The sequence below is a fragment of the Nocardia sp. SYP-A9097 genome, from assembly GCF_009649815.1.
Classification (GTDB): domain Bacteria; phylum Actinomycetota; class Actinomycetes; order Mycobacteriales; family Mycobacteriaceae; genus Nocardia.
Map to the genome: position 1 here is coordinate 156547 of NZ_WJIC01000001.1, position 20868 is coordinate 177414.

The 20868-nt window shown below is 67.5% G+C and carries 29 protein-coding genes; 20 read left to right on the plus strand and 9 right to left on the minus strand.

The genetic code is table 11. From position 1 onward, the window contains the following. Positions 1 to 21 precede the first annotated feature (21 nt). Genes GFY24_RS00685 through GFY24_RS00700 form a run of 4 tightly spaced genes read right to left on the minus strand, consistent with a single transcriptional unit; the run spans position 22 to position 1877 of the window. Complete coding sequence (locus GFY24_RS00685; RefSeq protein WP_153802989.1) at positions 22 to 618, minus strand: hypothetical protein; 597 nt, start codon at positions 616 to 618, stop codon at positions 22 to 24. Then, positions 619 to 1128, minus strand: a complete 510-nt coding sequence (locus GFY24_RS00690; protein WP_153802990.1) for a hypothetical protein — start codon at positions 1126 to 1128, stop codon at positions 619 to 621. Between the two features lie 14 nt (positions 1129 to 1142). Continuing rightward, complete coding sequence (locus GFY24_RS00695) at positions 1143 to 1607, minus strand: HK97 gp10 family phage protein (RefSeq protein ID WP_153802991.1); 465 nt, start codon at positions 1605 to 1607, stop codon at positions 1143 to 1145. 3 nt (positions 1608 to 1610) lie between these two features. Continuing rightward, positions 1611 to 1877 carry a hypothetical protein gene (locus GFY24_RS00700; RefSeq protein WP_153802992.1) on the minus strand — a complete coding sequence of 89 codons (267 nt, stop codon included), beginning with the start codon at positions 1875 to 1877 and terminating at the stop codon, positions 1611 to 1613. A gap of 67 nt (positions 1878 to 1944) precedes the next feature. On the opposite strand from GFY24_RS00700, the gene GFY24_RS00705 reads away from it, so the two are divergent. The 16 genes from GFY24_RS00705 to GFY24_RS00780 all read left to right on the plus strand — a co-directional run bounded on the left by GFY24_RS00705 (position 1945) and on the right by GFY24_RS00780 (position 16564). Further along, complete coding sequence (locus GFY24_RS00705) at positions 1945 to 2235, plus strand: hypothetical protein (RefSeq protein ID WP_153802993.1); 291 nt, start codon at positions 1945 to 1947, stop codon at positions 2233 to 2235. Next, a complete protein-coding gene (locus GFY24_RS00710; protein ID WP_153802994.1) occupies positions 2232 to 3914 on the plus strand; it encodes a hypothetical protein in 1683 nt (560 codons plus the stop codon). Before GFY24_RS00705 ends, GFY24_RS00710 begins: the two co-directional genes overlap by 4 nt. Positions 3915 to 3931: 17 nt before the next feature. Next, complete coding sequence (locus tag GFY24_RS00715) at positions 3932 to 4258, plus strand: hypothetical protein (protein WP_153802995.1); 327 nt, start codon at positions 3932 to 3934, stop codon at positions 4256 to 4258. Continuing rightward, positions 4242 to 6470, plus strand: coding sequence for a phage minor head protein (locus GFY24_RS00720; RefSeq protein WP_153802996.1), 2229 nt, complete (start codon positions 4242 to 4244; stop codon positions 6468 to 6470). Before GFY24_RS00715 ends, GFY24_RS00720 begins: the two co-directional genes overlap by 17 nt. Continuing rightward, positions 6410 to 6697: a hypothetical protein gene (locus GFY24_RS00725; protein WP_153802997.1), complete on the plus strand. Its 288-nt coding sequence runs from the start codon at positions 6410 to 6412 to the stop codon at positions 6695 to 6697. The genes GFY24_RS00720 and GFY24_RS00725 overlap by 61 nt, the downstream gene beginning before the upstream one ends. 212 nt (positions 6698 to 6909) lie before the next feature. Next, positions 6910 to 8841, plus strand: a complete 1932-nt coding sequence (locus GFY24_RS00730) for a 2'-5' RNA ligase family protein (RefSeq protein WP_153802998.1) — start codon at positions 6910 to 6912, stop codon at positions 8839 to 8841. 3 nt (positions 8842 to 8844) lie between these two features. Continuing rightward, complete coding sequence (locus tag GFY24_RS00735) at positions 8845 to 8985, plus strand: hypothetical protein (RefSeq protein ID WP_153802999.1); 141 nt, start codon at positions 8845 to 8847, stop codon at positions 8983 to 8985. 79 nt (positions 8986 to 9064) lie between these two features. Continuing rightward, positions 9065 to 10963 (plus strand): major capsid protein, encoded by a 1899-nt coding sequence (locus GFY24_RS00740; RefSeq protein WP_153803000.1) that lies wholly within the window; start codon positions 9065 to 9067, stop codon positions 10961 to 10963. A gap of 74 nt (positions 10964 to 11037) precedes the next feature. Next, positions 11038 to 11880: a hypothetical protein gene (locus GFY24_RS00745; RefSeq protein ID WP_153803001.1), complete on the plus strand. Its 843-nt coding sequence runs from the start codon at positions 11038 to 11040 to the stop codon at positions 11878 to 11880. 11 nt (positions 11881 to 11891) lie between these two features. Continuing rightward, positions 11892 to 12197, plus strand: coding sequence for a hypothetical protein (locus tag GFY24_RS00750; protein ID WP_153803002.1), 306 nt, complete (start codon positions 11892 to 11894; stop codon positions 12195 to 12197). A 6-nt stretch (positions 12198 to 12203) separates the two neighbouring features. Beyond that, positions 12204 to 12611, plus strand: coding sequence for a hypothetical protein (locus tag GFY24_RS00755; protein ID WP_153803003.1), 408 nt, complete (start codon positions 12204 to 12206; stop codon positions 12609 to 12611). A 30-nt stretch (positions 12612 to 12641) separates the two neighbouring features. Further along, positions 12642 to 13079 carry a hypothetical protein gene (locus GFY24_RS00760; protein ID WP_153803004.1) on the plus strand — a complete coding sequence of 146 codons (438 nt, stop codon included), beginning with the start codon at positions 12642 to 12644 and terminating at the stop codon, positions 13077 to 13079. 1 nt (position 13080) lies between these two features. Then, positions 13081 to 14445, plus strand: a complete 1365-nt coding sequence (locus GFY24_RS00765; RefSeq protein ID WP_153803005.1) for a hypothetical protein — start codon at positions 13081 to 13083, stop codon at positions 14443 to 14445. 231 nt (positions 14446 to 14676) lie between these two features. Beyond that, positions 14677 to 15258: a hypothetical protein gene (locus tag GFY24_RS00770; RefSeq protein ID WP_153803006.1), complete on the plus strand. Its 582-nt coding sequence runs from the start codon at positions 14677 to 14679 to the stop codon at positions 15256 to 15258. Continuing rightward, a complete protein-coding gene (locus tag GFY24_RS00775) occupies positions 15258 to 15995 on the plus strand; it encodes a hypothetical protein (RefSeq protein ID WP_153803007.1) in 738 nt (245 codons plus the stop codon). The genes GFY24_RS00770 and GFY24_RS00775 overlap by 1 nt, the downstream gene beginning before the upstream one ends. Continuing rightward, entirely contained in the window at positions 15995 to 16564 is a 570-nt protein-coding gene (locus tag GFY24_RS00780; protein WP_153803008.1) for a hypothetical protein, read from the plus strand. The genes GFY24_RS00775 and GFY24_RS00780 overlap by 1 nt, the downstream gene beginning before the upstream one ends. On the opposite strand, the gene GFY24_RS00785 is transcribed toward GFY24_RS00780, so the two are convergent. Together GFY24_RS00785 and GFY24_RS00790 are read right to left on the minus strand one after the other, a co-directional pair. Further along, positions 16561 to 16908, minus strand: a complete 348-nt coding sequence (locus GFY24_RS00785; RefSeq protein WP_153803009.1) for a hypothetical protein — start codon at positions 16906 to 16908, stop codon at positions 16561 to 16563. The genes GFY24_RS00780 and GFY24_RS00785 overlap by 4 nt on opposite strands. Before the next feature lie 14 nt (positions 16909 to 16922). Next, positions 16923 to 17609 (minus strand): helix-turn-helix transcriptional regulator, encoded by a 687-nt coding sequence (locus GFY24_RS00790; RefSeq protein ID WP_153803010.1) that lies wholly within the window; start codon positions 17607 to 17609, stop codon positions 16923 to 16925. Between the two features lie 156 nt (positions 17610 to 17765). Here GFY24_RS00790 and GFY24_RS00795 point away from each other — a divergent pair, with 156 nt between their 5' ends. From GFY24_RS00795 to GFY24_RS00810, 4 genes are read left to right on the plus strand one after another with little or no spacing between them, the layout of a single operon-like run. Continuing rightward, entirely contained in the window at positions 17766 to 18014 is a 249-nt protein-coding gene (locus tag GFY24_RS00795; protein ID WP_153803011.1) for a hypothetical protein, read from the plus strand. Then, positions 18014 to 18238 (plus strand): hypothetical protein, encoded by a 225-nt coding sequence (locus tag GFY24_RS00800; RefSeq protein ID WP_153803012.1) that lies wholly within the window; start codon positions 18014 to 18016, stop codon positions 18236 to 18238. Before GFY24_RS00795 ends, GFY24_RS00800 begins: the two co-directional genes overlap by 1 nt. Beyond that, on the plus strand, positions 18235 to 18447 hold the full coding sequence (locus tag GFY24_RS00805) for a hypothetical protein (protein ID WP_153803013.1): 213 nt from the start codon (positions 18235 to 18237) through the stop codon (positions 18445 to 18447). Before GFY24_RS00800 ends, GFY24_RS00805 begins: the two co-directional genes overlap by 4 nt. Next, entirely contained in the window at positions 18447 to 18638 is a 192-nt protein-coding gene (locus GFY24_RS00810) for a hypothetical protein (protein ID WP_153803014.1), read from the plus strand. The genes GFY24_RS00805 and GFY24_RS00810 overlap by 1 nt, the downstream gene beginning before the upstream one ends. 8 nt (positions 18639 to 18646) lie before the next feature. Here the strand turns inward: GFY24_RS00810 and GFY24_RS00815 are convergent, their stop codons facing one another. The 3 genes from GFY24_RS00815 to GFY24_RS41555 all read right to left on the minus strand — a co-directional run bounded on the left by GFY24_RS00815 (position 18647) and on the right by GFY24_RS41555 (position 20746). Beyond that, on the minus strand, positions 18647 to 20239 hold the full coding sequence (locus GFY24_RS00815) for a hypothetical protein (protein ID WP_153803015.1): 1593 nt from the start codon (positions 20237 to 20239) through the stop codon (positions 18647 to 18649). Between the two features lie 18 nt (positions 20240 to 20257). Further along, positions 20258 to 20428: a hypothetical protein gene (locus tag GFY24_RS00820; protein WP_153803016.1), complete on the minus strand. Its 171-nt coding sequence runs from the start codon at positions 20426 to 20428 to the stop codon at positions 20258 to 20260. A 90-nt stretch (positions 20429 to 20518) separates the two neighbouring features. Further along, complete coding sequence (locus tag GFY24_RS41555) at positions 20519 to 20746, minus strand: hypothetical protein (protein ID WP_228565887.1); 228 nt, start codon at positions 20744 to 20746, stop codon at positions 20519 to 20521. Positions 20747 to 20868: the final 122 nt, after the last annotated feature.

Genomic DNA, 20868 nt, shown 5'->3' on the forward strand with positions numbered 1-20868 from the left:
TACATCGGTAAGGGTATCGGTCTAGGTGATGGTCAGCTCGGAGTCGACACCTCTCATCGCCTCAGGAATCTTCGGTGCCACACCGCCCAGGATCCCGGCCATCGCGAACCAATCCGCCGCCGCCACGTCCGCGCTGACCGAGGTGCGGCGGGCACGGGCGGGTACTTCCTCCAGCTCAGAGAGCCAGCGCTGTGCGGCGCTCTCGGTGCCCGAGTGCCGCCGCTGCAGCACCCCGAACGCGATATTGGTGGCCCGGTCCGGAGCAAGGGCCAGCAGGTCGATCCCGTGTGCTCCGAGTTCGGCATCGACCTCACGCCACACCGCGAGCGTTTCACCCCAGATCCGGACCACCACCCAGCGTGGTTGCCCGAAGATCTGCTCGACCAGTGCGTCGGCGATCTCCTCGACCTGGCTGTCGGTGATCTCGCCGGCCACGATCGCCTCGAGCAGCCACCCGGCATCGGTGCGGTCGCGCATGGTGGCGACCAGCACCCGCCACGAATATTGCGACAGGGTCAGCCCGACCAGATCGCGGGTACTAGGTAGCGGGTTGAGCAGGTGCACGATCCGGCCATCGAGCAGCCACGCACCCGCCTCCGCTTTCCATACCGCGGACACCTAGCGGTGCGAAGCACGGGCCGCGCGCCGGCTCTCCTCGCGGTTGAGCTTCGGCGCGAACGCATCGATGATCGCGGTCAGCATGTTGCTGTACACCTCGGTGCCGAACCGATCGGTGCGGTCCAGCAGCCGCGACTGCACGTACAGGTAGGAGCTTTCATCGAGCACGTGGGAAGCGAACTGCTGCATGCCGAAGATGCGATCGGTGATCGTCGAGGCACCCGAGATCATGCCCATGAGCACACCCCACTGTTCCGGGGTCGGTTTGATCGCATGAAGCACGGTGCCATCTACCGTGAACGGGAGGACTTCGGCGTCGCTGACCTCGCTGCTGTCCTCATCGGCGGCGGCGGTGGTGAACTGCAGCGCCGCCGGAATCGCCTGCGCGCCGTCATCGAGGATCGGCGCGATCGCCTCGGGCGAATTGATCACCGCGAGTGCGTCGTCGACGTTCTCATCCGGCAGCGGCGGGGTGGTGATCTTCGCGGACTTGCGGGCGCGAGGGGGCATGTGCGGGTTCCTGTCTAGGTGGTGGGGTGGCGGGTGATGCCGGGCCCGAAAACCTCTTCGAGCGCTTGGGTCAGGTACGGGCTGCCGGGTGTGCCGCGCACACTCTTGGCGAAGACGAAGGGGCGGCGGCTGGTGGGCAGGTTGCGCACGCCGGCCGGGAGCGGACCCTGCATTTTCGGCTGCCGGAACTTCAGTGCCTTCGCGCTGACGGGCACGATCAGCGCGTGATGGGGCCCGTAGAGACCGGTGCCCTCGTGCCGCCAGCGTGCGTATGCCAGTGGGGATCCCACACGCATGATGACGCCGGTCGGTGTGGCGGTGACCAGATGTGTGATCGATGAGCGCAAGCGGCCCTCATCGACCGGGCAGTTCGCGCGGGCCCGGTTGGCGACCTCGCGGCCCACCCGGTCACCCCACTGCCCGCCTGCGGTTTGCATGACCGAGTCGATGCGGTCGCGGTGCATCTGTACTGACGACATCGGTTATGCCCTGTCGGGGCGGCGGCGACGCGCAGGCTCGGGCGGGGCCGGTGGCTCGGCTTCGTCGCGGTCGGCGGTGTCGGCATCGATGGACGCGGGATCAGGATCTGCGGCCGGTGGTGCGGGAACGGGATCGGCGTACTCCGCTGCCACGCTGACACGCCCGTCACTGATCAGCGTCTCGACCAGCCGGGTACGTGCGATTGTGCGCACCTCACCGAGGGCCCAATCACCGAAGCGTTGCTCTGCACGGACCGTCACCTGCGTCATGATGCTGAGGATACAGTCACACTGTCTCTATGGATTGCTGCTCAGAAGGGTGCACGGCGTGCCATTCATGACATTTCTGCTCGCGTTCGGCGCGGCGGCCCGGCTGACACGGCTGATCACCGATGACTATCTGACCCGGTATCTGCGGGTGTGGGTGGTCCGGCGCACCGGCGTCACCAGTGACCTGTCCTACCTGGTCACCTGCGCGTGGTGCTCGGGGCTGTGGGCCTGCGGTGGCATGTTCACCCTCGCCTACTTCTACGGCACGGCACCGTGGTTCATCTGGCCGGCCGCCGCCCTGGCCGCATCGTGGGTATACGGGCTCATCGCCACCCATCTCGATGGGACCGAGCAGTGAAGCGCCGCCCGGAATCGACCGCGGCCCAGATCCTCGACCGCCTGAACGAGAACTACACCCAGGAGCGGGCCCGCGCCGCACGCCTGCCCATCCAGCTCGCGCGCCGCAACCGGATGCGCGAGCTGCCCGGTGCGGTGTTCGCCGAGTTCGATATCGACCAGCGCACCCGCCGGAACCCGGACGCGCCGCCGCGCACGATCACCGCGGCGGCGCAGATCCTCGCCGGGCCGACCGTCGCACGCACCAGCGCCCGATCGACGAAACAGAAATGGCAGGACGAATCGTGGACCTTGCGCGATGAGATCGGCGAATTCCGTTTCAGCGGTGACCGTATCGCCCGCTCGGTGAGCTTGATGCGGCCGATGATCGCGAAGGTCGAATCGCTCGGTGACGAGCCGACCGAGGTCACCGACGGCATACCGGCCGAGGTGGGCATGCAGATGTTTTCGAACCCGTCCGCGACATCACAGCGCATGTTCCGTGCGGCCCAGCACATCGGTTTCAACGGCGAGACGCTGGTGCTGCTCGGTGATGGTGACGACGACACGTTCACATGGGAACCGTGCAGTGTGCAGGAGCTGACACCAGCCGGTAAGTCCTGGTCCTACAACGACGGAATAGACACGCGCGCAATCGATCCCACCGAGCACGTGGTGCGTGCGTGGATCCCGAACCCGCGCCAGCGTGCATGGGCCGACTGTGGTGCGCGGGCGGTGCTGCCGGTAGCGCGGGAGCTGCGCGCCCTCACCGAACATGTGTCGGCACAGATCGATTCGCGTCTGGCCGGTGCGGGTCTGCTGCTCGTGCCGCAGGAGATCGAAACCCTGCGCGGGCAGGGCAGCCCCGACGGCGCCGAGGATGACGATCTCGACCCGTTCATCCGCGACCTGATGGAAATGATGCTGACCCCGATCAGGGACCGGGCCAGCGCCGCGGCCCTGGTGCCGCTGGTCGCGAAGGTCCCCGCCCAGTACCTGGACAAGATCAAGCATCTGTCTTTTGCGACACCCCTGGATCCGCAGGCTCAGGAACTGCGCAGCGAGGCGATCCGGCGCATCGCGCTCGGGATGGATTCCCCGCCGGAAGTGCTGCTCGGTCTCGGTAGCGGTAGCAATCACTGGTCTGCGTGGGCGATCTCCGAAGATGATGTGAAACTCGCTGTGGCCCCGGTCGCGGTGGTCATCCTGCATGCCCTCACCACCGGGTGGCTGCACCCGATCTTGCAGGCCTCCGGTGTGCAGGACTGGCAAAAGCACCTGGTGTGGTTCGACGCGTCCGCGCTGCGCCTGCGCCCGGACCGCAGTTCCGACAGCCGCGATCTGTTCGACCGGGGGGCGCTCGCCGAATCGGCGATGCTGCGAGAGAACGGGTTCGCTGCGACCGACACCCCCACCGAGGACCAGAAGCGGACCATCCTTCTGACCAAGCTATTGGTCGGTGCGCCGAGCCTGGCGCCGCTGCTGCTTCCGCTGCTGGGCATCGAGGTCGATGCGAGCGTGCTCGACAAGACCAGCGATATCGCCGCCGCCACCGGCGGCGACACCCCCGCACCCGGCGATCAGGCAGCATCGCCCCCGCCCGCCGACAGCGGCGGCGAAGACCGGGCGCTACCGGAGGCACCCGATTCCACCTCTGCCCCCGATTCCGGGAGCGCACCCGACTCCGGCGGTGCACCGTGATCGATCCCGATTGCGTGATGCTCGCGACCGAAGTCGGGGTGCTGCGAGCGCTGGAGCTGGCGGGCAAGCGGGCCCGCCACACCGGCGGCCGGCCCGGACGCGGCGAGCTGTACAAGCTCACCGCATGGGAGGTGCACACCCATCATCGGCTGGCCGGCACCCATGAGCAGTGCGACCGGCTGCTGATAGGGGTGTGGGATCTGCTGCGAATGGTGCTGCCGGATCAGCCGCGGATCATCGAGGCTGCCGACTGGTACACCCGGCAGCTGATCGTGACCGGGCAACCGCACCGGGCAACGGAGTTGCGGCGGGTGCTGGCGGTGGCGTGTGAGCCGCACAGCTGATCCGCTGCTGGCGGCACGCCTGCACGCGGCAGGGCGGTTGCGTCGTGCGGAGGCTGCGGTATTCGCCGGGGTGATGGCGGCGATGACGGTATGGCTCGATGCCGCGCGCGCGCTGGTCCTCGGGCAGCCGTTGCCAGCGGAAGCGGCGCGGCTGCTCGCTACCCCGGCCGCCGTGACCGCCGCCGCTGATGTGCCGGACTTCGACGCGGCCCGCGCCGCGTCGCAGGTGTGGGCGCGCGGGGTCGCCGAGCATGTGGATCCTGCACTGTCCCAAGCCTTCGGCGAGGGTTTCGCCGATGCTGCGCGCCGCGCCGATATCTCCCCGCTGCCGTTCCAGCTGCACTATCTGGAAACGGTGAACGACCGGCTGAAGATCTGGCCGGTCGGGGCATTCGAGGAACTGCGGCCCGAGCTGCTCGAAATGCTCAGCGAGGGCATGGACCACGACCAGATGACCGAACGCATCGGGCGCATTCTGAACATCGATGCGCCGACGCGGCGTATTCGCGCGCAGATCAGCGAGATCGATCGGCAACTCGATGACCCTGCCTTGACGTTGTCGCGGTCGGACAAGGCGGCACTGCGCGCCCGCAAACGCGACCTGTGGAATCAGCACGATGAATCACTGCTGCAATGGCAGTGGCTGGCACGGCGTATCGCCCGCACCGAAACGCACGGTGCGATGGAAGGCGGGGCACTGGCCGGGGCGCAGGCGGTCGCGGCGGCGGGCGGGCAGGCCGTGTACAAGGGCTGGCTTGCCACCGCCGATGAGCGCACCCGCGGCACCCATGTCGTTGCCGAGGGCCAGATCGTGAAACTGCATGAGCCGTTCCAGGTTGGGCGGGCACGGTTGCAACATGCGGGTGAGGCCGGCGGGCCCGCCGATGAGGTGATCAATTGCCGGTGCTCGACCCGGTATCTGCGCGAAGACGAAGTGCAGGCCGAGCTACAAGGCCCGTGGGGTGGGCGCGGTGTGGGCCCCGGACATGCGCGCATCGGCCCCGACGACCCGCACGACGCGGCCGGGGCCCTGACGAAGTGGCAGCGCGAGCAGCGCGGCGACACCGACGATCACGGCCCGACCCCGCCACCGCAGGACACCGGCCACGAGGGCGCACCGGATCAGGAGCAACCGGCCGCCGACGAACCTGCCGTCGAGGAACCCGATACCGGGCCCGCGCCGATCCTGAGCGAGGACGTACGCGAGCAGCTCGACCGGGCGCGGGCCGCGTTGCCCGCCGACGCAGGCGAATGGGACCGAGCCGCGCACGACTACCGCCGCGATGCGGACGGCAACCTCATCGCAGGGGAAGATCTCGACGGGCACCTCGACGAAGTGCTCGATGCCGGGTGGGCCGCGTGGGAAGACATCGCCGAAGCGATGGACGGCGACACCGAACTGGGGCACGCACGCCAGCAGGAATCGGAAGCCATCGGCGCGACCGCCCGCATCGATGCCCATCGTGAAGTCGCTCGCCGTGAAGTGGAAATCATCCGCCAGGCCATGGGCGAGTATCGCGAGTTCGGCGGGCACCAACAGCGCGCAACCACCAACCGCAGGCCCGATGCGTATCAGCGCACCACCGATCCTGTGCGCCCGGCCGGAACGCCGGTGCTCGAGGATCTGCGCGGGGCCGAGCAGGTGTTCCCGCGCGAATGGCTCGAGGCCGCAGACGCACGCGGCGAACTGGCACTCGGTGCCGCACAGCGGGCGTTCTTCATTGCTGGCCGTGGCGGTGGGGGCCGCGACATGGTCGCCGCCTCCGATGCCCGCCGTCCGGACTATGACGGGGCGTTCTCTTCCGCGCAGCGCGAGGTGATGGCGCACGAACTCGGTCACCGCATGGAAAAGGCGGTGCCGGGGCTGGCGCCGCTGGAATTCGCTTTGGTGCGCCGGCGCGCGATGGACGGGCCCCGGCTGGAGAAACGCACCGAAATCTACAAGGGCAGTGGCGAATACGCGTTGGCGGACCTGTGGCGCAATGCCTACGCGGGCAAGACGTACGCCGATGGCAGCCTGTTCCCCGCCCGTATCGCGCACGAGGTTTTCCAGGTCGGCATTCAGGATGTGCTCGGCCGCTCCAGCACCATCTACGGTGACGTGGCCGGGGGGCAGTTGACCGCTTTCGTGCTGGGGGCGATGCTGCTGCTATGGCCTTCCGTGTCGACAGCCGCGACAACAGCAACAACGGCGACGGCGACCGCTGGCTGAGCTGGGACGGGCAGGACTGGACCGCGGACCCGGTCACCACCGACACCCTGCACATGCCGGGGTTGCTGTTCCCTCTGACTCCGACCGGGCCACTGCAACGCGGGTACGGGCCCGGCGAGTCGCAGCTGCTGGCCGCCGCGTTGTGGGCGATCCCCGCAGCGGTCGCGACCGGGCAGGTGCCTGATTACCCACCGCTACCGCAGTTGTCGGCGGGCGCAGTATTCTGACCTCGTTGCACAGGTCGTGGGTTCGAATCCCGCACGGGCCGTGCGGTCAGCACTCGGTCGGGGTGTTGTCCGCGGGGCACGGTAGCGCAGCTCGGTAGCGCGGTGCACAGTCGCAATCGGTGGGGCCCCCAGCGCCGCGACTGAAGACTGGGGGCACTCTGCCTCATCATGGATACAGTTCAACTGTTTCCACTGATTGGAGAGCAGCAGCTATGACCGCGCCTGCATTGGTCGAGGCCGACCCGAGCACCGTAGCCACCGACCCACCCCCGCAGGATGCGCCTGCTGCCGCACCGCAAGGTGTGCCGCCGGGATGGCGGGGTCCGATCCTCGCGGTCAATACCCGATCCGGTGACCCGAAAGACCTGGTCCGCGAATATGTCCTGGTCGGCACCGAGGTGCCGCAGCGACCGCTACCGCTGCCGCTGCAGGGTCAGCTACAGATCGCCGAAGGGCACGACGGGGCGATCGGTATCGGGGTCATCACTCGGTTGTGGGTGCAGGACAACGCGGTGTGGGGGGAAGGACTGTTCGACCTCGCCGACCCGGTCGCTGCTGATTGGGCGGGCAAGCTCGGGCGCGGGTTCGCCGGGTGGGTGTCGGTGGATTTCTCCGACATCGCCGCGGTCGAGGTGCCTTTGGACGCGCAAGGCAATGAGATTCCCGATGATGTGCTGGCCGCGTGGATGAACACACCACCGGACCTCGATCAGCCGCTGCCCCCGGATCCGGTGGCCGAATGGATATGGCGCATCGACCAGTGGAAGATTTCCGGGGTCACGATGCTCTCGCAGCCCGCCTATGAGCAGACCCGTATCGAACCGGTCTACGACCTGCAGGCGCTGACCGCCGCCGCCGCACCGGGCTCGATCCCCGATCCTGGTGCCGATCCTGATCCCGACGATGATGCGGCATCCGAGCACACCGGCGCCATGATCGCGCTCGTTCCCTGCGCCGAGGACGCACAGCGCCTCCTTGTCGAGGGCGGCGAACCGGTCGAGGAACTGCATTTGACCCTCGCCTACCTGGGCGAGGCCGCGGACTGGACACCCGAGCAGGTCGCTGCGGTCGGCAACGGCATCGCCGAGATCTCCCCGGCCGGCCCGCTGATGGGCTCGGTGTGGGGACACGCCTTGTTCAACCCGGACACCGACGGCAAAGAACCGTGCGCGGTGTACCTGGTCGAGGCAGACGGGCTCACCGATCTTCGCCAAGCGGTACTCGGTGCCCTGCTCGATACCGGCGGCCCGATGCCCGAGCAACACGATTTCATCGCCCATGTCACCGCCGGTTACGGGCTGCCGGTCGAGCAGCTCACCGCGACCGGACCGATCCGGTTCGACCGGCTGCGGATCGCGTTCGCCGGGTCGAACGACGACATCCCCCTGGAACCGGTGACCGCCGCGCTCACCGCGGCGGCGGTGATCTACGACCATCACGATTTCGAGCAGCCCGAACCCGATGAGCTGACCGCGATCACGATCACCGACGACGGCCGGGTATACGGGCACCTCGCCGGAAAAGATTCCTGCCACATCGGATCGGCGGACATCTGTGTGTCACCACCGACCAGCGCATCCGAATACGCCTACTTCCATCAAGGCGAAATCCGCACCGACACAGGACCTTTGGCCGTAGGTAAGATCACCCTCGGCACCGGGCACGCGTCGCTGCACGCCAGCGCACGCGTCGCGGCCGAGCACTACGACAACACCGGCAGCGCGGTCGCGGTAGTACGTGCCCGCGACGGTGCACATGGGCCGTGGATGTCCGGGCGCATCCTGCCCGGTGTCACCGATGACCGGGTCGAGGAACTGCGCCGCTCGGGGGTATCGGGTGACTGGCGCGGGATCCGCCGCGGCTCGACCGCGTTGGAGCTGGTCGCGGTCTTGGCGGTCAATGTGCCCGGCTTCCCGGTGCCCAGGACCAGGGCGCTCGCCGCGTCCGGGGTGCGCACACTGCTCGCGGCCGGGGTCACCCACCGCTCCCGGCCCGCACCGGCAGCGCGGCCAGCGCTTGCCGATCTGCTGCACCGGCGCCGGGTCGAGCGCGCCGCCGGGCAGGTACGCGCGATCCGGGCCACCACCGCCGCCGCCCGTGTCGCACGTCTGCAGTCTGCTCTCGCTACCTCGAAGGGACGGTAAATCATGGGATGCAATTGCGGGCCGACCAAGCTGCTGCACCAGGTGGTGCACCCCGGCGGCAAGACCATCACCTACGCGTCGGAGCCTGAAGCGCGGGAAGTTGCGCGGCAGGTAGGCGGCACGTACCAGGCGATACAGCGGTGAGCGGCTACTCTTAACGCAGCTAAGCCGCTGGCTCTGGGCCGGGCACCATCTTTTTGGTTGCCCACCCGGAGGCAATGCAGTGAAGATCACCCTTCAGTCCCTTATCGATGCCGCAGCTGCCGCACCCGAGGGCCAGTCCCCGGCCGATGCGGTCGCTGCCCTGCTAGCCGACGCACCGAGCACCATCGACGCGGCCGTGCTGCTCGATGAAGCCATCGCCAAGTTCGGTGAGCTGCGCGGCGAGGACGGCACCACCTACAGCGAAGACGAAGTAGCCGCACTCGAAGCGCTGACCGAGGTTGCCACCGGTGTTCGTATCGAGGTCGGCCGCCGTCAGCAGGCAGTCTCGGATCAGGCTTCCCGCATCGCCGACCTCGCCGCCCGCGTCAATCCTCCCGCCGACGCTGGCGAGGGCGACGGCACCACTGACGGTGGCGAGAGCGGCGGTGAGGGCGGCACCGAAGGTCAGGGCGCCGAAGGTGCCACCGATACCGGTGCCGTTGTCGATACCGGTGCCGCTGCGGTGGCCGGTGAGAATTCCGGTGCGGCCGTGGCCTCCGACGCGGGCGCGGGCGCCGCGCCGGAACCGGCACTAGTGGCTGCGGCCCCGGCGCCGCGCCGTCGCGCGGTGCGTCTGTCCGATATCCCGGCTCGTGAGGTCCGCCGCCCGGATCCGGCCCCGGCCGGTGTGGTGATCACCGCCGCCGCTGAACTTCCCGGTTACGCGGCCGGTGCGCAGATGGCTGACCTTGCTGCGGTCGCGCGGGCAGGCACCGCGAAGTTCGATGCCTTCCCCAGCGGGCACGTGCCCAATGTGCATGTGGCGGCATCGATCGCGCAGTTCGCTGTGCAGTTCCCCGAAGACCTGATTTCGCGGCGCGCCTCCGATGACGAGACGGTTTTCGATCGGGCCGTGGATCAGTCGCGACTGCCCAAGGGTTCACTCGTCGCCGCCGGTGGCTGGTGCTCGCCGTCGGAGCGTCTGTACGAAATGTCCCCGATCCTGGCCGACGCCAATGCCGGCCTGATCGACGTGCCGGATGTGCAGTCCGCGCGTGGTGGTCTGACCTGGACCGAGGGCCCGGACTACACCGCGATCTACTCGGGCACCGGTTTCATCCAGACCGAAGCGCAGGCGCTCGCGGGCAGTGGTTTCACCACGGCGATCGGTGGCACGGTCACCGGCACCACCAAGCCGATTTACCGGGTGCCGTGCCCGTCGAGCTGGCCCGAGCAGCGCGCCGAAGCGATCGGTTTCGGTGTGGCCGGCGGCATCCTGCAGAACGACACCTACAGCGAGCTGACCGAGGATGTGGTGGCGCATTCGCTGATCGCGCACTCGCACCGTGTGAACGCTCGCACGATCAGCCGCATGGTCGCGGATGCGGGTTCGGCGATCACGCTGTCGCTGGGTTCCTCTGCGACCCCGCAGCTGCTCAACTCGATCGATATCCAGATCGAGGACATCCGGTACGCGAACCGTATCGGTGACGGCACCCCGCTCGAGGTGGTGCTGCCGCGCTGGGTCAAGCCGGTCATCCGCGCCGATCAGTCGATCCGCACGAACTCCGAGCAGGAGACCGCCTACACCCTCGAAGACGCGAAGATCAACGACTGGTTCGCCAAGCGAAATGCGGTGGTGCAGTGGGTGTATGACTGGCAAGACGCTTTCACTGGTGTCAGCGGCGGGTTCGGTGGCGCGTCGGCGATCACGGCCTGGCCGACCACGGTCGATGCGCTGGTGTACATCGCGGGCAGCTACCTGCGTAGCCGCGGTGATGTGATCTCGATGTCCGCGGTGTACGACACCACCAATCTCGCTGTGAACGATGTGCTGCACCTGTTCACCGAAGAGAAGTTGCTGGTGATCAAGCGCCGGTACAAGCCGCGCCTTGTCCGAATCGCGTTGTCCGCCAACGGCACCACGGCGGCCGGTCAGATTCTCGATGCCAACGGCAAGATCGTTCCTGCGGCATAACCATCTACCCCGGCCACCGTTCCGCGGTGGCCGGGGTTCGTGGTTGCTCGCACCCCATTCAGGAGGATTTTCCGGTGGCTGTTCCGGCACTGATCGTTCCCACTCCCCCACTGACCCCGGCCCGGTTCGGTCTGGGTTCGGCTGCCGACCCGATCACCGAGACCGGCCGCATCGCCAGTGGGGTGGCGTGGGAGCCGAACCCGTGCGGGCCCGCGCACACCGACCCCGCCCTGTGCGGGGACACCCCGACCGCCCGCGAACTCGACGCAGGCATCGGCCTCGACGAAGCCGACGCGATCCGGGTGTATGCCGGATTCACTTGCTCCGCTGTGGGTTTGAGCCAGGACCAGATGACGGGCCGTGCCACGCTGGCGCTGTCCTCGGGCGAATGGGCCGCGGTCGAGGCAGCGGTGTGGTCGAGCACGTATCTGCGGCTGATGCGTGATGTGGCCGCGGAAGACATGGTGCCCGGCGATCCCCCCAATACCGTTGTGCTGTCGGAGACTCCGGTATCGGTGACGCGCGGGCTGGGACTGGTCGAAGGGTTCCTCGGTGCCCATTACGGCGGTATCGGTGTGGTGCACGCACCGCGCATGGTCGCCGCGCATGCGGGAACCGCGCAGCTGCTCGGTACCGAACCCGGCCGCCTGGTGACGCCGTTGGGCAACCGGTGGTCCTTCGGCAGCGGTTACCCGAACACCGGCCCCGACGGCACTGCTGCCGCCGCGGGCACGGCCTGGCTGGTCGTCACCGGCGCGGTCACGTTCCGGCGGACCCCGGTCACGTTCCGGCGCAGCCCTTCCCCGCGCGAGGTTTTCGACCCGTCCACCAACACGTTCCGGGCGGTCGCCGAGCGCGCATATGTCGTGGCGTGGGACGACTGCGTTCGTGCCGCGGTCCCGATCACCCTCACCTAGGAGACACCCCCATGCCCACCATCCTCGCTGTCGATGACAACGGCCAACAGATCGCGGCGCGGCTGCTCGCGGCTGCCGGTGACCGCGCCGATCTGGTGCAGGTCGTGACCGGCGGCACCTACCTCGGTTTCTCGGTTCCCGACGACATCGCGCGCGCCGCCGGATATCTCGACGACGACGCGGACGCCGATCCTGCGCCGGACTCCGTACCCGAACCGGAGGACGACAGCGCGCAGAGTGGACCCGAGCAAGAGCTGGCGGCGCCGAAGAAAGCGCCGGCCAAGCACACACCGCGCACCAGCTCCCGCGCGAAGTAGCTTGCGGTGACTGTCATCTCCGACGCCATGGTCGATCTCGGGCGCGGCCCCGATATCGACGCGGTGTACTTCTACGCCCCCGGTCTGCGTGAGTCGGCATCGACCACACAGATCATCACCCCGCAGTGGGTAGCGGCCACGGTCGCCAGCAACGGGACGTTCACGAGCCCGAATCTGGAGCCGGGCCCGGCGATGGTCCGGATCCGCGGTGTCGCCTACGACCTGGTGGTGCCCGACGCCGACACGGTCCGGTTGTGGCCGTTGATCGACGCCGCGGTGCCGCCACCACCGGATGATGGCGGGTTCATCCGCAACGGTGGCGGGGTGCGCCGCGCCAAGGTCGTGACCGAAGCCCAGTTCTCGGCCAGCCCGCACGATCCGGAAACCATCTACTACGTTCTGCCGAACACGTAACGGCCACAACACAATTCGAAGGAGACCCCGATGGCTCACGTGGCCAAGTATTACGGCAAGTTCTTTGTGTCCCTGGCGAACAAGGAAATCGACCTCGACAGCGACACCTTGAAGGTGATGCTGTGCACCTCGTCGTATACACCGGATCAGGATGCGCACCAATACAAGTCGTCGGTGACCAGTGAGATCACCGGCACCGGGTACACGGCCGGCGGCCTGGCCCTCACCTCTGTGGTTGTGTCCTACACCGGGGCGACGAATGTTCTTGCCCTGTCCGCAGCGAACACGCAATGGACCGGTGCGACGTTCACCGCTCGTAACGCTGTCCTGTACGACTCCACACCGGCCAGCGACAGTGTGCGCCCGCTGATCGGGTACATCCTGTTCGATGCGGACATCTCGGTGACCGGGTCGACATTCACGATCACGTGGGACAGCTCGGGTATCGCCACGATCACGGTGTCCTGATGTGTCTGTTTTCAGCCGCGGTCAAGCACCGAAATACATTCGCTGGATCGACGCCGACGGTGTCAGCCAGCCGGTCGCGAAGGTGTACCTCGGCGATATTCTGATCTTCGACGGCACCATTCCCGCGGTCGTCGCGGTCCCGCACATGACCGCAACCGCCACGATGACCGCCCCCACGCATCAAGCGGGCCAGCGGGTTTCGGTGCCACCGATGCTTGCCTCTGCCGATAGTTTCGATCCGCCGTCTGTGGTGGGTGCGGTCAATGTTGTGGTGCCGCCGATGACCGCGGCGGTCGGGATGGGGCCGGTGACTCCGGACGTCCCCGCCGAGGTGATCGTGCCGCGCATGAGCGCGACCGCGGACTTGCGGGCGGCCACCCCTGCCGCACTCGCACCAGGTGTGGCACCCGCACCAGCAATGGCCGCTGGCGCGGATATGGTTGTGCCACTGGTGACTTCGGGTGCCGTTGTGGCCGTGCCGCCGATGACGGCCAGCGCGGATATGCCGCTGCCGGTCATGGCGGGTGCCGCCAATCTTGTTGTGCCGCCACTCATCGCGACCAGTACTGCCCCGGTACCGGTTGTTCGCGGCGCCGCGAACATCATTGCGCCGCCCGCCCAAGCAACGGCCGGGCTGCTCGTACCGACGATCACCGCAGCAGCGAATGTGATCGTGCCACCGATGCAGGCCGCAGCGTCGATGCCGGTGCCCGTTGTGGTCGGGGGCCGCAGCTACAGCGACGACTTCAACCGCGCCGACTCCTCGACGCTGGGTTCGAACTGGCGGGTGGACATGAACAGCCAGCCGAAGATCGTGACGAACCGCGCGCTGATGAAGACCATGGGCAACGGCGACGGCCGCGCAGGCAACTGGGCCAGCTACCAGGGCGGCACGAATACCGGCAAGCTCGCTACCGACAACTACGGTGTGAAAGCGCAGCTGATCTCACCGGGCAGCATCGCGAGCGACAACCTGACATGCATTGTCCTGGCGGTCGCTGACACGTTCGGGTCGGGCACATCGTGCCTGTTCGGTGTCACCACCGGCAGTGGGTGCGCGATCATCACACAGGCCGGGTCACCGCCCGGTTCGGGTGTAGGTTCCGGGGGTTCCGGGCAAACAATCCAGGTGTCGACCTCGACGAATATCGCCGTGACCGACCTGATCGAATTGCGGCGCGTCGGCAATGTGTTCACCGCCTACCGCAATGGCACATCCCTTTTGACCTGGACCGACAGCAGCAACATTGTCAGCAGCGGGTCCACCAACCGCCGGTTCGGTCTGGTCGTCGAAGGCAACTTCCCCATTTTCAACGGCGAATACCGCAGCCCGGCGATCGATTCGATCCAGGCGTACGACCTGTGAGACCTGTGATGGCGCGGCGCGACACCGTGGATGTGGCGACCGTGCCGACTATCCTGCTATCAAGCGTGCTGCTGGCTGCGGGCCGAGCCACCCGAACCCCTTCGGTTGGAGTCCCCGATGACCACTACTTGCTGGCCGTCCGTCCGTGGCAAGGTCGCCCGATTCACCAAGATCTCCTCCTGCGGTGCGCCCGTCGCCGGCACGAAGAACACCCTCGCTACCGATGGTTTCGTGTCCATCGAGTTCGCCCCGGAATGGGAGGACGGCGAAGAGACCAGCCTGAAGAAGGCCGACGGCCGGTATGCGTTCCTGGACAAGTCCGATGACCAGCTCAAATGGGTGCAGACGACCATTCAGTTCACCTCGGTCAACCCGGATGCGCTGGGCCTGATCCTCGGGCAGCCGGTCGTGCTCGACCATGCGGGCAACGCGGTCGGTATCCGGCTCGGGCAGGTCGTGGCCACCGATTGGGCTTTGGAAACCTGGACCGACATTCCTGGTGTGGCCTGCGCCGAAGGTAAGCCGTACGGCTATTTCCTGGCGCCCTGGCTGCACGGTGGGCGCCTAGCGTCGTTCACCATCAATAACGGCAACGCAGAATTCAAAATCGAGAACGCTCGCACGCGCCCCAATTCGCTGTGGGGGACCGGCCCGTACCTCGTGGAACTGAACGAGGCGACCGTTCCGACTGATCCGCCGGTGCCGGGCAAGCTGCTGACCCCGATCGCCGCTGATCAGCAACTGCAGATGACGGTGACGTTTGTGCCGCCGCCTGCGGTGGCGTGCGCGGCGACGGCGCTGGTCCTGGCCTGATGCCAGCGTGCGGATGGCATGTACCGGCGTGGCCGGCCGCCTACGACACGGCCGACACCGCCGATAAATCCGCGGCCGAAGCCCTGGCAGCGCTCACCCTATGGGCGCTGTCGGGGCGGGTGTTCGGGGTGTGCGAAGAAACCCTGTCGCCGCGGGTCGCCCCGGCCCGGCCTGCGACGTACATCGGTCCGACCCGCCCGGTACCGACCGCGTGGACGGCATGGTTCGGTCCGGTGACGTGCGAGTGTGCGGGCAGCTGCCGGTGCGCGGTCGCCCGTAAACGGGTCGCTCTGGCGGGGCCGGTGCAGTCGGTCACTTCGGTGAGCCTGGACGGTGTGGTGCTCGACGCCGCTGCGTACGAGGTGCACAACGCACGGTGGTTGGTGCGCACCGATGGGCAGCTGTGGCCGATCCATGGGAAGCCGGCTGATTTCGAGGTGACCTTTATGCGGGGGTTGCCGATCCCCGCATCGGCGCTGATCATTCTGGTCGATCTGGCGGTCGAGTTCCTGAAGGCACGCACCGGGTCGGGCAAGTGTGCGATACCCGCACGCGCACAGCAGGTTTCGCGCCAGGGAATGGACATTCAGCTGATCGACCCGGCGACCCTGTTCGAGAACGGTTTGACCGGTGTCGAGTCGGTAGACCGGTGGCTGGGCGCGGTGAATCCGGGGCAGCGGCGCGCACCCTCACGGGTGTACTCGGTCGACGGGCTCGAACCGATCCGGGTGCGCTGATGGACACCGGCGTCTATCAGGTGGCGCACACCCTGATCGGTGCGCTCACCGCGGCGCTGGCCTCTACACGCGCTGGCGCCCCATGTGTTTCGGTGGTGCATCCTGGCACCTCGACCCCGATGTACGGGTGGTGCAAATGCGAGGACAATGCCGAGGGGATGGCATGGACACGGGTCGTGTCGATCGCCCCGACGATCCGGTTCCCGCAACCGATCTCGGGGGTGGCGGCACCGGGGGAAGTGGTGCAGTTGGCGGCGGTGATCGAGTTGGGTGTGGACCGCTGCTACTGGTCTACCGAGGACAACTCGATGCCCCCGATCGAGATCCTCGACAGCATGGCCCGCGATATCGCCGATGATGCGGCTGCGATGATGCGGGCTGTGCAGTGCGCCGGGCTGCCGCAGGATGTGGTGCTGGGGTCGTGGATGCCGCGTGGCCCGTCCGGTGGAATCCATGGCGGCACAATGACAGTGACGGTGCGCGTGGATAGCTGCGCGCCCTGCACGAGTGTGATGACACCGCTCGATGAGGTGGTGGCGATGTTGCCGGGCGACCCGCGCGCGAGCTAACCGGCGAAGGCTTCCAAGGTTTCCACGGGACCGAAGAACCCGCGGTGTGCGGAAGCATCGGCGCTGCCTTCCCGGTGGCGGGCAAGGGTTTCCGCGTGCGCGGCGTACGCGGCATCGAACGCATCGGCGTAGTGCGGCAGCGCGGCACGTACGTCGGTGAGGGTGGCCGGCGGGTCGAACCGGATATGTCCGGCGGTGAGACCGGGAGCCGGGCGGTCGGGCCACAGCAGCGCGTCATCGGTGCGGGCGGGGTCGTGGATCAGGGACACACGCACTACGTCGCCGGTGTCCTGCTGCCACCACACGCGCACATCTGCGGTGGTTCTGCATCCGTTGTACGCCATGGGTTTACGTCCTCCTAGTGGACCGGTGAGGGCCCGTCGGGGTCTGTGTCGATCGAAGAGAGTTCGGCCATGCGGTCGAGTAGTTCGTCGTCGCTGTCGGGCCACTGCTCTACGGGGCCGTCGCGGTGGATGGCGAGCTTCAACAGCTCCGCGGCGCGGTCCTCGGTGCGGGCGAGTACACCCCACCCGTGCCCGATCATCGAGTCGACAGACCGGCCGCTCCAACGGCCCAGTGCCGCATCCGCTTTCGGGCCTAGTAGGAAGTAGAGACTGCCGCGCTGCACACCGTGGGAATCGGTAGCGAGGTAGGTGCCCATGAGGGAGTTTTCAACCAAGCGCAGATCACCGGTCCACAGGTAGTCGCCGGTCGCGGCGAAGGTCAGGGTGCTGCCGCGATGGTTCGCCATGATCACGTGCCGGTCGATGACCGGCTGTCCGTCGCGGGTGGTGTCCCATGCGGCGAACCACTGCCCGGACAGGTCCAATCCGACGGGGCTCACCCCGAGTAGTTCATCGAGGGTCAGCCCGAGCGCGACCGCGAGCTTGCGGCAGTTCGTCGCGGCGGGTTCCTGCGATACGCGCGTCGATACCGATTCCCACCGGCTCACCTGTTTCTCGGTGACGCCCACCGCTGCCCCGAGTTCTTCTTGGGTGAGGCCGAGAGCTTTGCGGCGGTCGCGGATGACATGCGCGATCGACATGCGAGAGATACCCCTAGTCCGGTTAATGGTCCTTATTCCACTAGCCACAATACGCGATTCACGGCGCGCCCTCGGGGGATTGGACGTATAGTCCTGTGACCGGACTAGGGGGTCTAGTCCGGTCACAGGACTAGGGTTGCCACTAGGAGTGGACCAATGCGAGGAATCAGCAAGGCACAGGAAACGGTGCTATCGGTGCTGGTGCCCGGCGGTCATCTGACCGTCGAGCAGATCGCCACACAGGGCGAGATCAGAGGGATCAGCGTCCGCATCGCGATCTGCGAACTGCGTGGACGCGGCGCCATCACGGCCGGCCCGTTCGGGACGGCACGCTATCGGATCACCGACTTCGGTCGCGGGCTCGCGTTCAGTCTCGGGCTCGCACGCAGCAGCGGGGTCGTGTGATGGGCTACCTACAACAGGAACAGAACCCCGGCCGCGACGACGGGCCGCTGGGATTCCGTCATGACGAGACCGGGATCCACGCCCTCGGCGACGACGGATTCCCTATCGATGAACCGGCCGCCGAACTCGAACTCGATGCCGCACCAGAACAGCTGGCATTGCCGCAGCACGCGACCGTCACAGTCGAACCGGTCGCCGTCAGCGATACGGAGGCGCAGCGATGATGGCGGTGCTGTTCGGTGTGGGCCTGGCGTCGATCGCCGCCCTCATCTTCTGGGCGTTGCTGCGCGAGCCTGCCGGTTCACATCCTCCAGAGTTGACCGTGGCGCAGCTACTGGCCCGTCACGCGGTCGAGCAGCGGCTACGCCAGCACAGCGACCCGGTCACCGCCCGCCCTGGTGAGCGGGGACGGCACTGGGTCGGGGTGCAGTGATGGGACCGGATCGGCGTTCGACGACACCACGCGAGCTGGTGCTGCGGTTCACCGCACCCCCGGATCCGGCCGTCGATTTCGCGACCGTGCTGGACACGATCCGCGAGCGGGTCGGCCCGATCCTGAGAATCTTCACCGACCTCGGTGGGATCGTGCACGTCAGCGTCGACGGGGTGGATGTCACCGATTAGCTGCGCGGTCAGCGGCGGCGGGCAGCGACCGCGCTCTGCCCGGCGGCCCCGTCGCGGCGCTTGGCGGCGACCGAGTGGGTGGTAGCGCCGGCGCCGATCGCCGGGATCATGTCCCATGCCAGATGCACTCCCGCATCCAGAGCGCCGGGCGACCACTTCGATCCCGGTTCCCATTGGGTCCATTCCTTGCGGAAGTCTTTGCGCAGCGACGGGTCAGGGCCGAACCATGCTCGGTCTGTGGTGACCGCCTGCGCGATCGGTTCGGCGCGCAGCAGCTTCGACCGCCGTGAGTGCACGCTTTTGACGTACGGGCACAGCGCAGATTTCGGGATTAGGCCCTCGCGTTGCAGTGCGTCCCATGCTTGCTGGATCAGGGTCTTTGCCATGTCGCCGCCGTAGTTGGCTTCGAACACGATCCGGTCCGCGCCGACCTCGTATGCGAGCAGGCACACCTCGCGCGGCCACCGGTCCGAGGACATGCGCCCCGTACGTGAATGGGTCCACCAGAATCGGCCGGTGTCATCGACCAGTCCGGCGATGATGCCCGCGGTGTCCCGGCCGCCACCGGAGGGGTCGACTCCGACCCCGACCCGCACCGGTGTGCCAGGTGTGCCGGTGCGATCCTCGATCGACTTCTCATCCAGTAGCGCACCGGCCGCACTGATCGGTACACCCAAACCCAGTGCGGCCCAGTCGCGCACGGTCATGCTGGTGCGGGCCCGGTCCCAATGGGCCAGCTGCGCGCCGATGTCGTCGGCCGGGATCCGTGGATGCTGCAGTGGCGCACCGGGTTCACGGCCGAGCGGGTCGGGGTAGATGCCGCGCACCGGATCCGGGGGCAGGGCGATCGCGGGCAGATGCAGCACCCGCCACTCGCCGCCTTCCTCTACGCGGCCTTCGCGTTTGAGCAGGCGCCCGGCGAGGTCGTCGATATGCCAGCGGTGCATGACGATTACCTCCCGGCATTCGGGTGCACGCCGGGACACGAACGCGGAGCTGTACCAATCCCACACCGCTGCGCGGATGACGGGGCTGTCAGCGGCTGCACGGTCGGCGTACGGATCATCGATGATGCCCAGATCCATCGGGTTGCCGACCAGGCCGGAGCGCACACCGCGGGCGCGCAACCCGCCTCCGGTGGTCAGAGTCCAGTCCGCGCGGGTCGCTTCGTCGGCGCGCAGGCGCAGCCCGTAGTGCCGGCCGTAGTTGAGGACCAGGTCACGGCAGGCAGCGGCATGGCCGGCTGCCAAGCGTGAGGCGTACCCGGCGAGGATGATGCGGTCTCGGGTGCGTTCGGTCAGCCACCAGAACGGGAACCATCGGCTGACCTTGGTGGACTTGCCGACCTGGCTGGGGGTGAAGATCATCAGCTTGCCATTGGGGGTGTCGCGCAGCCTGGTCAGCTCGCTGTCCATGGCGTCGAGGTAGTCGCGCCGCATGGTGAGGTGCGGTTCGTGCTTCTCGGCCAGATCACCGGGGGTGCTGCTTGTTTCCAGTGGCATACCGATGCGGGCACACGCTTCGCGCAGGCGGTCACGCAAATGCTCTTTGTCGCGGGCGGGTAGCTCGCGCCAACTGCCATCCTCGAAAACGCTCGTCACCCCACCCATTCTCGCCCGTCAGAACAGCCGTTCCGACGATGGCGGGGGTTCACGTTTCGGGCGGTTCTTGATCTCTTCCTGCACGGCCGCGCCGCGCTGGTCCAGCTCGCTACCCATCTGGTCCTCGACGTGGCATGCCTGACGCTCGAGATCTTCCGTATCGCGGCCGGCCTCGATCGCCGCATCCATCTGCCGCAGGATCCATGCGAGTTCGGCCCGTAGGTCGGCTAGCCGGTCTCTCGCCATGGGTCGAACCTATCGCGGGCAGACCGATGGCGGTCATGGATGCTGCGCCCATGTGCGGTTACCGCAGGCGCGGCACTGCTCCTGCCCGGCGACCCACGGTGTATCGCATTCCTCGCAGACGAATGTGCCGCTGCGGGTGGGGGTGAACTGGTGGCAGATGCACCGGTCGAGCTGGCCGCTGGTCCACGGCGCCGCGCAGCCCTCCGGGTCGTGCACGCCGCGATGGTGCCCGCACTCGCACACCTCGAGATCTTCGATCACCGGTGAATTGAACTCGACACAGTTGCCGCACGATTCCCATCCGTCGGGGCCGTAGTCGCAGCCGCCGCGCCCTCGGTGGTGCCAGTCGCGGCGGTGTCCGCAGGTGCGGCAGCGTGCCGAGT